A 12,499-nucleotide genomic window follows, 5' to 3' on the forward strand; every position below is an offset into this window, starting at 1 on the left:
TAATGAAAAACCTTTCATGGTTCAATAAAGTAATGTTTGTATTAAATATAGCACTCGCTATAATGACTTTCATTGCCTATGTTTTTCCTTTTTTAGCACCAAAAACATTCCCTCTTTTGTCTGTTTTAACACTTTTTATGCCTCTTTTCTTTATTGTAAATGGATTGTTTTTTGCATATTGGGCAATACAATTCAAAAAACGAATGATTGTTTCTGGTCTAGTACTGTTAATGGGAATTACTTTTATTAATAAATTCTATAAATTTTCTGCTGTCGAATTACCTAAAGGAGAAAATGATTTTACTTTAATGAGTTATAATGTTCATTTATTCAATGTGTTTAAGTGGATTGATAGAGATGATGTTCCTTCTGAGATTTTAACCTTTATAAATGATAAAAATCCTGATATATTATGCATTCAGGAATACTCCTCTTCAGCCAATATTGATTTTAAGGTGTATCCGCACCGGTATATTTTTACAGATGGAAATAATATTAAAAGTGGGCAGGCTATTTTTTCTAAATTTCCCATTATTTATCAGGGAAATATTGTTTTTGCGAACACGACTAACAATATTGTTTTTGTTGATATTAAAAAAGGAAAGGATATCATCAGAGTGTATAATATGCACTTGCAATCATTGAAAATATCTCCCGATGTAAATGAAATTGATGAAAATATTGAAGTGATTAATCAGAAGAAATCAAAAAAAATGCTAATGAGAATTAGTGAAGGTTTCAAAGAACAACAAGAACAAGCTGAAAAGCTAAAAGAACATGTTAAAGGTTGTGAATACCCAATTGTCATTTGCGGGGATATGAATAATAGCGCTTTTTCGTATGTTTATAGAGGTATAAAAGGAAAGCTAAAAGATAGCTTTGAAGAAGCAGGAAAAGGTTTTGGTGCCACATATAAATTCAGGTATTATCCAGCTCGTATTGACTATATCTTTGCCGATGAAAAAATTACTGTCAAGAAATTTGAAAACTTTCCTGAATTTATAAATTCAGATCATTTTCCTATTATGGCAAGATTATCTTTTGAACAGCAATAAGTATAAATTCTATTTTATAATAAGGTTTTGTTTTTTTAAATACTCCATTGCATATTTCCCTTCATTAAATAGTAAATCCAGAATACTTAAATTATTGATGAAACCATATTTATCATCAAAAACCTGCGTATAGGTTTCAAAGGAAGAAGAATCTTTTTTTCCATCTACTAAAGGTCTAAAGTCTGTGATTGAATTTATATCTATTTCATGAAAATATTCAGTTGTAGCTGTATATTCGATTTTAAAACGCAAACATTTAGATAAAACAGCTAAAGTTTCAAAATTTAAATCCAGTAAAAAGGTATGCTTTTTTTCAAAAACTGGACGTAAGTCATCTTCAAAAAATTCAAAAAAAGGAGAGCTTCTGTATGCTGCTTCCAATGATTTGAAATGTTGTTTTTGCCAGTCAAAATCAGTTTCTATTTTTATATCTTTTGTCTTTTGATGGCTTTCTTTCGAATGTTTTACAGGAATATTCAATAATTGAATTCCATTAGGACTGTAAATGTAAGTGCGGTTGCGATTGGTTTGTTTTTGGAAATTATCTTCAATTTCAAACGAAATACTTTCAGCCTGTGCCATAGCTACAAAATGGCTAATTGATGGGAAATAGGTTGGATGTAATAAAGTGCTCATCTTTTAAAAGTATTTTAAAAACAAAAGTCATAAAAACATTTTATAGAAATTATGACTTTAGTTGTCTGTTATGTAATTTGAATTAACCGATACTCAAATTAATCTTTTTTCTCTTTTCTTTTTTTCCAGAAATATTCTCCTACAAAGTAGGCTACTAAAGCAAGGAGAAATAATTTAAAGTACGATTGAGGCTGGCCTTCACCGCTAACAGTTGTGAAAACTCTATTCCATCGAACTTTATTTAATCCTTTTCCGTGAGGATCAATACTTAGCCATATAAAAATTGGTTTTCCTACGATGTGATCTTCTGGAACATAACCCCAATAGCGGCTGTCTTCAGAGTTATGACGGTTATCTCCCATCATCCAATAATAGTTTTGGTCGAAAGTGTAGCTATTGACTACTTTACCATCAATTCTTATTTCGCTTCCATTAACTTTTAAATCTTTTTTCTCATATTCAGAAATAATCATTCTGTAAAATGGGAATGTTTCAGGAGTTAAAGAAACTGTTTTCCCTTTTTGTGGAATATAAATCGGACCAAAATTATCACGATTCCATTTGTTGATATGAGGAAATATACCACCTTCAATACCTTTTGAAATTTGTCTTGTTACGGATACAACTCCGGGAACATTTTTTAATCTTTCTGCTCCGGCTGCGGTAAGTGCTTTTAAGAATAAAGTATCTCTTAAATCATTTTTAAACCCTGCATCATCCGTAATATCTAACTCTTTTAATAAAGATTCAAAATCGATTGACGTTTTTCCGTCTAATGCAACAGCATAAGAAAATTGCGGTTTGGCTCTTTCCGGTAATTGTAATATTTTGCCGTTGATGTAAACAATGCCATCTTTTATAGACAAGCTATCGCCAGGAATACCAACACATCTTTTTACATAATTCGATTTTTTATCTACTGGTTTGTAAGCTCTTCTTTTGGATGTGTCAAAAAACCTATATACAGTGTCTACAGGCCAGTTGAAAACAACTATATCCGTTCGATTTATGTTTTGAATACCAGGTAATCTCATATAAGGCAATTGTGGCCATGTAAGATATGATTTGCTTTTAGTTAATGGAATTGAATCATGAACCATTGGCAAAGCTACAGTAGTCAAGGGAACTCTTGCTCCATAATTCATTTTGCTCACAAATAAAAAATCGCCAATTAATAATGATTTCTCCAGTGAGGATGTAGGAATGGTGTAGGGTTGGATAAAATAGGTGTGAACTAAAGTAGCTACGATAACGGCAAAAAGTAAAGAACTAATGGTATCTCCTGTTTTATTTTCAGGATGTAAACTTCGGTCAGCTATGTAATCTAATTTTTGGGTGTAGTTCACATAATAGATATAGAATCCAAAAGTTATGATGCCTAAAAAAGTATCTAAAGATGATCTTTTTCCAAAACTTCTTAAGGTTTCAACCCAAATTACAGGGAACATAATGAGGTTAATAATTGGGATAAAAAGTAAAACCGTCCACCAGGTAGGCCGGTTTATTATTTTCATTAAAACAATAGCATTATAAACAGGAATAGCTGCTTCCCAACGCTTTCTACCTGCGCTTTCGTATAATTTCCAAGTTCCTAAAAAGTGGACTACTTGTATGATTAAAAAAAACACGAACCATTGATATGCTGTCATAATTTTTTATTTAAAGGTTTAAAGTTGTTTCATTCGAAACGAGCTTAGATTGAAACAAGTTTATTTTAAATTTAAAACGTCTTTCATTGTAAAAACACCTTGTTTGCCTACAATCCACTCTGCTGCAATTACGGCTCCAAGTGCAAAACCTTCACGATTGTGTGCGGTATGTTTTATTTCGATAGCATCAACAGCGGAGTTGTACGTTACTGTATGAGTTCCAGGAACAGTCCCAATTCTTTTGGTATCGATATAAATTTGATTCGCTTCAGGATTTTCTAATGTCCAATTAGTGTAATTACTATTTTCAATTACTCCTTTTGCTAATGAAATCGCAGTTCCACTTGGTGCATCCAGTTTTTGAGTATGATGAATTTCTTCCATTTCAACAGTATAATTGTTGAATTTCGACATTATTTTAGCCAAATATTCATTGAGTTCAAAGAAAATATTTACACCTAAACTGAAGTTTGAACTAGAAATAAATGCGCCATTTTTTGCTGCGCATAAAGCAAGCATTTCATCATAATGTTCTAACCATCCGGTAGTTCCTGAGATTACAGGGACATTAGCATTAAAACAACTGGAAATATTGCTTACAGCAGCTGTTGGAACACTGAAATCAATAGCCACATCCGCATTGGAAAGCCCTTCATAAGTGTTGAATTCATCCTTTTTTAAAACGACTTCATGACCTCTTTCAAGAGCAATTCTTTCTATTACCTGACCCATTTTTCCGTATCCTAAAAGCGCAATTTTCATTTGTTTTTATTTTTTAAATTTAAATAATTAAGTAGCCAGATGGCTCGGATGGTTCTTTATTTAAAAATTATAATTAATAGTTAGTCCTACATTAGTTCTTAATGTTACATCATTTGGATAAAGAACTGGTCTTAAGGATAAATTTTCATCAACATTAAATTGTAGTAATGCAGCGTCAACATTAGCATCCACAATATTTAAAACATAAAAGCCTAAAGTTATCAATGCCGACAAATCTCTGTTTCTCTGATAAAATTTTTGGCCTGCTATCAATCGTGTTTTATCTAAATAAGCGTAATTGTCATCTGTGTAACCTTCGAGTCTACGTTTGTATGCGTCTCTATATTGATGGTATTTTTTATTACTGTCAATATAAAAATAAAGACTAGTCCCCATAGCTCCATAAACAAGAGGGATTTTCCAGTATTTTTTGTTGTAAGCTTGTCCAAGCCCTGGTAAAATTGCAGAATAAAAGGCTGCTTTTGCAGGAGTCAAAGGATCTATATCATTGGATTTCAAAGTGTCTTTTGCTATCAGAACCGCATCTTTAGTTTTTGATTGTGCAAAAACAGTTGCGTTTCCTGTTGTAAAGAGGAATAGACTTATGAAAATGATTTTATGCACTACTCGTTTATTAGTTTAATAATTCTATTGAAGTCTTCTTCAGAGTGAAATGGAATGGTGATTTTTCCTTTACCGTTTCCGGCTACTTTTACATCGACTTTGGTTCCAAAATAATTTGTAAAAGTGCTTTTGTGAGAATCTGCAATTTCAAACGAAGCCGCTTTAGGTTTACCAGCAGGTTTCGGTTTTAAACTTTCCTGATAGTTTTTTACCAAAGTTTCTGTTTCGCGAACGGAAAGGTTTTGACTGACGATTTTCTGATAAATATCAGTTTGAATGTCTTGATCTTCAATATTAATTATCGCACGGCCATGGCCCATACTGATAAAGCCATCACGAATTCCGGTTTGGATTATCGGGTCTAATTTTAAAAGTCTCAAATAATTGGCAATTGTAGAACGTTTTTTTCCTACACGCTCGCTCATTTGTTCTTGAGTCAGTTGAATTTCATCAATTAAACGTTGGTAGGAAAGTGCAATTTCAATTGGATCCAAATCATGACGCTGTATGTTTTCAACCAAGGCCATAACCAATGATTCATTGTCATTTGCAATACGAATGTAAGCAGGAACGGTAGTCAATCCCACAAGAGTTGACGCACGAAGACGACGCTCCCCCGAAATTAATTGGTATTTATTAAAGTCTAATTTACGTACGGTAATGGGTTGAATAACACCTAATTCTTTAATAGAAGTCGCTAATTCTCTCAATGATTCCTCATTGAAATTACTTCGGGGTTGAAACGGATTTATTTCAATCGCATCAATTTCAAGCTCAATAATATTTCCTACAACTTTATCGGCATTTTTATCGTTTACGGATTTTATATCGTTTTCCGGATCTTTCAATAATGCGGATAATCCTCTTCCTAAGGCTTGTTTTTTTAGTGCTTTTGCCATAAAACTATTTACTGTTTTTCTTTATAACTTCTTGAGCAAGATGTAAGTAATTAGTAGCTCCTTTGCTTGTCGCATCGTAGTTTATTATACTTTCTCCAAAGCTTGGCGCTTCGCTCAGTTTTACATTTCTTTGAATAATAGTATCAAAAACCATGTCGTTGAAATGTTTTTGAACCTCTTCCACTACTTGGTTTGATAAACGCAATCTGGAGTCAAACATGGTCAATAATAACCCTTCAATGTCTAAATCTGGATTGTGTATTTTTTGGATACTTTTTATCGTGTTTAATAACTTTCCTAAACCTTCTAATGCAAAATACTCGCATTGAATAGGAATAATTACAGAATCAGCAGCAGTCAAGGCATTCAAGGTAAGTAATCCCAGCGATGGTGCGCAATCTATAATGATATAATCGTAATCGTCTTTGACACTTTCCAATGCTTTTTTAAGCATGTATTCCCTGTTTTCTTTATCGACTAATTCGATTTCAATAGCAACAAGATCAATATGTGATGGAATTACATCCACATTTGGAGCAGAACATTGTATAATGGCCTCTTTCGGTGTATGACTATGTTCCAGAATTTGATACGTACCAATTTCAACAGATTCAACATCAATACCCAATCCTGATGAGGCATTTGCCTGGGGGTCAGCATCAATAAGTAATACTTTCTTTTCTAAAACACCCAGTGAAGCAGCAAGATTTACTGACGTTGTAGTCTTACCAACTCCACCTTTTTGATTAGCAATCGCGATGATTTTGCCCATTTATTTTTCTAAATTTTGAACCGTAAAAATACAATTATTTATGGTTTCTAAAAATCTATTTTGTTAACATTTGTTAAAGGTTGATTAGTCGCCATTTGATAGCATTTTATTTCTGAAATAGTCAATACGCTTTTGCGTCAGAACAAAAATAAACATTTTGTGAATGTAGGGTAATAAGGAATTTTTTTTTCAATTTATTTCAACACAAAAGCAGTTGAAAATAGTTGTAATAAAAAAAGTCGAACATTTCTGTTCGACTTTTGTCGGGGTGGCAGGATTCGAACCTGCGGCCTCCTGCTCCCAAAGCAGGCGCGATAACCGAGCTACGCTACACCCCGCAATTCCGGTGCAAAGATAGAATTATTTTTTATTTGACCAAGACAAAAATCAAAATAGGAGAATATTATTTCGGAATAGGTAAAAACGATGTTTTTTTAGTCATAATTTTTATTAAAAAACTACATTTGCAACATCAAAAAATATAATAATCCTTACTATGTCAGATACAATCGAAAAAATTAAATGTCTTATTATAGGTTCTGGTCCAGCAGGGTATACTGCGGCTATTTATGCAGCCAGAGCTAATATGAATCCAGTTTTATATCAAGGAATTCAGCCTGGTGGCCAATTAACAACTACGAATGAGGTGGAAAATTTTCCTGGATATGTTGACGGTGTGACTGGTCCTGAGATGATGGTTCAATTACAAGCGCAAGCGCAACGTTTTGGTACTGATGTACGTGACGGTTGGGCAACTAAAGTAGATTTTTCAGGAGATATTCATAAAGTTTGGATCAATGGGACTAAAGAATTGCATTGTGAAACCGTAATTATTTCGACCGGAGCATCTGCTAAATATTTAGGATTACCTTCAGAACAACACTATTTAAAAATGGGCGGTGGCGTTTCTGCATGTGCTGTTTGTGATGGTTTTTTCTATAGAAACCAAGAAGTAGTAATCGTTGGGGCAGGAGATTCAGCTTGTGAAGAAGCACATTATTTGTCAAAACTTTGTAAAAAAGTAACGATGTTGGTGCGAAGTGAAAAATTCAGAGCTTCTAAAATCATGGAAGAACGCGTTCGTAAAACAGAGAATATAACGATATTAATGAATCATGATACTGTTGAAGTATTAGGAGATGAACAAGTAGTGGAAGGTGTAAAAGCAAAAAATAAAACTACAGGAGATATTTTTGATATTCCCGCTACCGGTTTCTTTGTCGCTATTGGTCACAAACCAAATACAGATATTTTTAATGAGTTTATTACGTTAGATGAAACAGGATATATAATCAATACTCCAGGAACTTCAAAGACTAATGTGGATGGAGTTTTTGTAGCCGGAGATGCTGCAGATCATGTGTACCGTCAGGCAATCACAGCTGCCGGAACGGGTTGTATGGCTGCTCTGGATGCCGAAAGATATTTGGCTTCTAAAGAATAAAGTCAATTAGATTTTTAAGATAATAGGCAGATAATAGATTTGTTCGATTATTTTAATCGTACTAACTTACCAAAATGAAAAAGTCCCATTTGCCTTAGCAAATGGGACTTTTTGTTGTTTAGAATATTTATTATCAATCCAGTTTTTTCTTCCTCTCCTTTGGAGAGGGTTGGAAAGAAGAAGGGTTGAGGAGGATTTCCTATTTCAATTTCTTTATCAATTTAGCTTCATCAGCAAATTTTCTAATTTCAATTTTTGGTGTTCCCAAAATCTGAATTTCTGATTTTTCTGCAGCATCAATAATAACCGTTGTTACTGCATTCAAACTGCAAGTAGAATAACTTTCAGTAGTGATATCCGCATTTTTTATGGTAAGTTTATTTCCTGTCAAACTCGAATTGTTATCCAATCGAAGGATTGCATTGGTCGCATCACCTTCAATTGTTGCATTTGATTTTTGGTATAGATCAACTTTTAAATCAATAGTGGAAACCAATGCTTTTAGAGATGCGTTTTTACTTAATTCGACAATTGCATTTTCTGATTTCAAATTTAGTTCTGTTTTTGATTTATCATCTACTTGTAATATGAAATTTTTAGCATTGACATTCAAATAAAGTTGTGAAAAATCATGGGCTTTAAATGTTAAATTGTCCAGTAGAATTTCTTGAATTGCACTTATAGTCGATTCGTTTTTGGCAGTAGCCAAGTTTAAATCTTTAGTATAAGTAACCCTTACAATTAGTTTTTTGTAATTTTGGGCTTCTTTAGTGGTATAAATACGCAGTATGTTGTCTCTTAAATCGGATGAAATAATAGTATGTAAATTGTCATCAGCTTCAATTTTTATTTCGCTTTTTTCTCCTCTTTCCAAATGTACTTCAAGATTATCTTCTACTTCAAGGGATTCAAAATTACCGACTTCTCTTTGTTCAATAGTAACCGTTTTCGATCCTTTTATTTTATCTTTTTTCTGTGCAAATGTTAATGTAGTTGATAAAACGAGTAGAAGTATTATAGTATTTTTTTTCATTTTTATTTGAATTAGTATATTTACAAATATAAAAAAATCATCCACTTTTGATGGATGATTTTGTCTAATTTTTGATTAAAAAGGAATTCTTATTCCTGATGAATGCTTCCTCCTGAATTAGCTTTTTTCCGAATTGATTTTGGAATAGTATTATAGTTTACACTTGCACCGCTAGATGCTTCTGCTTCCAAGCTCACAATTGGATGAACATTTACAGTACTACCACTTGAGGAATGGGCTTTGATTTCATTTGCCAATAAATCTTTGGCATCTATTGTACTTCCACTTGATCCTGTTGCTTCTAGTTTAAGAGCTTTTCCATCGATGGAAATAGAGCTTCCGCTACTGGCTTCAGTAAAAATAGTATCGGATTCAATATTTAAATTTATTGAAGCTGCGCTGGATGCTTCCAGTCTTATACTTTCACCTTTTATCGTATTGATACTTTTGATTGTAGCAGCACCAGAAGCTTTTAATTGATCAATAAGAGGCATTTTTACAGTTACTTTTTTTGATTTTATATTGTTGAAAGAATTGTAATCACAAGTTATAATAAGTTTACCATTTTCTACTTTTGTTGTGATTTCTTTTTGCAAATTATCATCAGCTTCAACAATGATTTCTGTTTTGTCTGATTGTTCAATGATAAGATCTATAGCATTGCTGACTTCAATACTTTTAAAATCGCCTTGTACAATTCGTTTTTCAGTCGTGACTTGGCCGCTTCCTTCTATTGATTTTATGTTTATCATGTGATTACACGATGCAAACAATAAAGCAACCAAAGTGACAATAATGAATTTTGTAATTAAGGTGATGATTTTTATCATGGCTATTTGGTTTTAATGATAGTATCATTTTTATTAATTGTAACTGATGTTTGGCTGCTATCATCATCCATGTCATTTTCTACGTCATTATATTCATTTTCATCAGTAGGGCAATTCAAACATTTTATTTGTGAATTTTCTACTTTATAAATATAGTTGTCAGAGCTGTAATGTAAGTTGAAGAACGAATCATCTGATCTGTCATAATCCTGAAGGGAAGAATCTGGTTTAAATAAAGTTCCTTCAGGTAAATATAAGAAAATTGCCACTTCCTGATCACGGAATTTATTAGTCACTTCAGTCAATAAATAATTGTCTAAAATCAAATTATTCCCTTCAATTTTAATACTGTATTTTATTTTTTCAGCTCTTTTTTTGGCATCTTGAAATGATTTTCCTCTGGCCATCTTCTCAATTTGGATGAATGGTAGTTTTTCATCCGTATGTAAGATTTGTAATCTTACATTGTTAGAATAAATTAATTCAGTATTTGCAGAATCTTGAACAAACTTGAAGTTTTCCCTGTCGTTAATGCTTTTAGTGTAATAATCATTGTATCTAAATTTCACATATAAAGTGTCAGTTGGCAGTAGATTAATTGTTTCTTTTTGAACTGTTTTTCCTTCGTAAGCCACTTCCGATGCTTGTTTTATTCCAATTGAAATTAGAATGGCTATGGCAATTATCCAAAGTGCCAATAAAGTATATTTTGCAATATTTCCTATTGACTTCATGTTTGGGGATAATAATTTAAACCCTAATAAGGTCAAGAAAAAGAACGGAATGCCAACAGCAAAGAACATCAATAGTCCAAAAGACCATATAGGATAATCAGTAAAATTTCCCGCTTCAATAAAACTTTGCCACGGCACATCAATAAAGTTTGAAGAACCTAAAGTGAAAACTGCAATTAGCAAACAAACTAGAGTAGCTATTCCTGTAATAATCAAAATCACACCCAGAAATTTTGCGAAAACCTTGAAAACAGTCATTATAAAATCACCAAATGAGTTTCCTAATCTACTGGCACCCGTTTTTATTTGATTGCCATATTTGTCGTAATCAACATTTTTTATTTTTCCGGAAACGCTTTCAAACTCTTCTCTAACTTTTTTTTCGATATTCGAAATGTTAACCGGTTCTCCTGTCATTTCTAGTTTTTCTGATGTTGTAATGGCTTCTGGTGTTACAACCCAAAGGATAATGTATGCAAGAATCCCAGTTCCAAATCCGCCAAAAACCAATAATAGTAGCGCAATTCTGATCCAAACGGCATCGATTCCAAAATAGTGTCCTAATCCTGTGGCAACACCACCAATCATTCCTTTTTCTTTATCTCTGTACAGTTTTTTCGATCTTCTATTTGTGTTGTCGCTATAACTATTAGAAACTTTTAATTCATCTTCAATGATGTAATCTTCAGGTTGTCCCATTACGGCAATTACCTCATCTACATCTTTTAATCCTACAACGTGTTTGTCACTTTTTTGTTTCTCGTTCAATAATTCTGAAACACGCATTTCGATATCTTTTATAATCTCATCATGTCCTGATGAATTCGATAAAGAACGTTTTATAGCATCAAAGTATCGTGTTAATTTTTGGTATGCATCTTCATCTATATGAAAGAACATTCCGCCTAAGTTTATATTTACAGTTTTGTTCATGACTATTGTTTTTGGTTGGTTATAAGGTTCACGGCATCAGATAATTCGGTCCAAGTGCCACTAAGTTCGTTTAAAAAAGCTTGTCCTATTTCGGTCAGACCATAGTATTTTCTTGGTGGTCCTGATGTTGATTCTTCCCATCGGTAGTTGAGTAATCCATCATTTTTCAATCGGGTGAGCAGCGGATAAATGGTTCCCTCCACGACTAACAGTTTTGCGTTTTTCAAAGTGTCTAATATTTCCGATGTGTAGGCATCTTTTTCTTTCAATACGGATAAGATGCAAAACTCGAGAACACCTTTACGCATCTGGGCTTTTGTGTTTTCAATGTTCATAATTTCTTTTTTTTGATTTTTGGTTGATTAAACTATTCATTTTTTGATTGATGATTGATGATTATTTTTTGGAGCTATTTCCTGCTTTCCATTTCAATCTTTTTTATTTTTAAAGTAAAAATAAAAAAGGATTTCCATTGCAATCAGGGCTATTTAGAAACTACTTACCTAATTTAGTATTTACTATTTAATAAACGGAATCGTGATTGGGTAGTTGTATTTTTCACCATTTGATGTTTTTATGGAAGCATAAATGATCAAAAAGAATTCAACCACTTTCAAAAGACCAAAAATTAAAACAGCTACAATACCTACTGTTAACATTCCGATGTTACCCTCAAAACTAAAATTTCTTAAAACAATATCGTGATCATTTAGTAGCGCTTCAAAAGGAATATTCTTTAAGAAAGTAATAAGAAAGATTGGAACAGCAATCATAATTAGTACCAAAGAATAGAGTAATAAACTCAATTGAAAATTGAGCACTTGTTTTCCATTATAATCCACAAATTCCGATTTGTGTTTTCTGGAAAACCAAATCAATATTGGAAAAATGTAATTTCCAAAAGGAATGAAATATTGCGTTAATGCACTCAAATGCGTAAATGTAGCGGTGTTTATTTCAGTAGTTGTTTCCATGATTAAAAGTATATAGTAATTTCTTATACAAATATATGGCTAAAAGACAGTATCTTGTATCGCACAGTACTTAATATTAACAAATAATTAACAAAATATTTTATTATGTGTGCATAGTATTTTTTGTATTTTAGCAACAAAACAAGTTATTCGA

At 32.4% G+C, this 12,499-nt stretch carries 13 protein-coding genes and 1 tRNA gene; 2 read left to right on the forward strand and 12 right to left on the reverse strand.

All coding sequences use genetic code 11. From position 1 onward, the window contains the following. The first annotated feature begins 2 nt into the window (after positions 1–2). A complete protein-coding gene (locus ACM55G_RS06345) occupies positions 3–1,055 on the forward strand; it encodes an endonuclease/exonuclease/phosphatase family protein (RefSeq protein ID WP_416843055.1) in 1,053 nt (350 codons plus the stop codon). A gap of 9 nt (positions 1,056–1,064) precedes the next feature. On the opposite strand, the gene ACM55G_RS06350 is transcribed toward ACM55G_RS06345, so the two are convergent. The 7 genes from ACM55G_RS06350 to ACM55G_RS06380 form a co-directional block, all read right to left on the reverse strand. Next, positions 1,065–1,691 (reverse strand): WbqC family protein, encoded by a 627-nt coding sequence (locus ACM55G_RS06350; RefSeq protein WP_416843056.1) that lies wholly within the window; start codon positions 1,689–1,691, stop codon positions 1,065–1,067. A gap of 98 nt (positions 1,692–1,789) precedes the next feature. Continuing rightward, entirely contained in the window at positions 1,790–3,340 is a 1,551-nt protein-coding gene (gene lepB / locus ACM55G_RS06355; RefSeq protein ID WP_416843057.1) for a signal peptidase I, read from the reverse strand. Positions 3,341–3,400: 60 nt separating this feature from the next. Next, the gene (dapB, locus tag ACM55G_RS06360) at positions 3,401–4,102 is read right to left on the reverse strand and encodes a 4-hydroxy-tetrahydrodipicolinate reductase (protein ID WP_416843058.1); all 702 of its coding nucleotides are present in this window, start codon (positions 4,100–4,102) and stop codon (positions 3,401–3,403) included. A 60-nt stretch (positions 4,103–4,162) separates the two neighbouring features. Further along, positions 4,163–4,726 carry a DUF5683 domain-containing protein gene (locus ACM55G_RS06365; RefSeq protein WP_416843059.1) on the reverse strand — a complete coding sequence of 188 codons (564 nt, stop codon included), beginning with the start codon at positions 4,724–4,726 and terminating at the stop codon, positions 4,163–4,165. Further along, complete coding sequence (locus ACM55G_RS06370; protein ID WP_416843060.1) at positions 4,726–5,625, reverse strand: ParB/RepB/Spo0J family partition protein; 900 nt, start codon at positions 5,623–5,625, stop codon at positions 4,726–4,728. The genes ACM55G_RS06365 and ACM55G_RS06370 overlap by 1 nt, the downstream gene beginning before the upstream one ends. Before the next feature lie 4 nt (positions 5,626–5,629). Continuing rightward, positions 5,630–6,397 carry a ParA family protein gene (locus ACM55G_RS06375; RefSeq protein ID WP_416843061.1) on the reverse strand — a complete coding sequence of 256 codons (768 nt, stop codon included), beginning with the start codon at positions 6,395–6,397 and terminating at the stop codon, positions 5,630–5,632. 263 nt (positions 6,398–6,660) lie between these two features. After that, positions 6,661–6,735: transfer RNA gene (locus tag ACM55G_RS06380), tRNA-Pro, on the reverse strand. A 158-nt stretch (positions 6,736–6,893) separates the two neighbouring features. On the opposite strand from ACM55G_RS06380, the gene trxB reads away from it, so the two are divergent. Continuing rightward, positions 6,894–7,841 (forward strand): thioredoxin-disulfide reductase, encoded by a 948-nt coding sequence (gene trxB, locus ACM55G_RS06385; protein ID WP_416843062.1) that lies wholly within the window; start codon positions 6,894–6,896, stop codon positions 7,839–7,841. A 199-nt stretch (positions 7,842–8,040) separates the two neighbouring features. Here trxB and ACM55G_RS06390 read toward each other — a convergent pair whose 3' ends face one another. From ACM55G_RS06390 to ACM55G_RS06410, 5 genes are all read right to left on the reverse strand, one after another. Next, positions 8,041–8,874 (reverse strand): GIN domain-containing protein, encoded by an 834-nt coding sequence (locus ACM55G_RS06390; protein WP_416843063.1) that lies wholly within the window; start codon positions 8,872–8,874, stop codon positions 8,041–8,043. A gap of 89 nt (positions 8,875–8,963) precedes the next feature. Then, the gene (locus ACM55G_RS06395; protein WP_416843064.1) at positions 8,964–9,704 is read right to left on the reverse strand and encodes a head GIN domain-containing protein; all 741 of its coding nucleotides are present in this window, start codon (positions 9,702–9,704) and stop codon (positions 8,964–8,966) included. A 2-nt stretch (positions 9,705–9,706) separates the two neighbouring features. Further along, on the reverse strand, positions 9,707–11,371 hold the full coding sequence (locus ACM55G_RS06400; RefSeq protein WP_416843065.1) for a PspC domain-containing protein: 1,665 nt from the start codon (positions 11,369–11,371) through the stop codon (positions 9,707–9,709). A gap of 2 nt (positions 11,372–11,373) precedes the next feature. Further along, positions 11,374–11,706, reverse strand: a complete 333-nt coding sequence (locus tag ACM55G_RS06405; RefSeq protein ID WP_314897111.1) for a PadR family transcriptional regulator — start codon at positions 11,704–11,706, stop codon at positions 11,374–11,376. Positions 11,707–11,889: 183 nt separating this feature from the next. Further along, on the reverse strand, positions 11,890–12,345 hold the full coding sequence (locus ACM55G_RS06410) for a DUF4870 domain-containing protein (RefSeq protein WP_416843066.1): 456 nt from the start codon (positions 12,343–12,345) through the stop codon (positions 11,890–11,892). Between the last annotated feature and the right edge of the window lie 154 nt (positions 12,346–12,499).

It is taken from the genome of Flavobacterium algoriphilum, from assembly GCF_048158655.1.
GTDB classification, from domain to species: Bacteria; Bacteroidota; Bacteroidia; order Flavobacteriales; family Flavobacteriaceae; genus Flavobacterium; species Flavobacterium algoriphilum.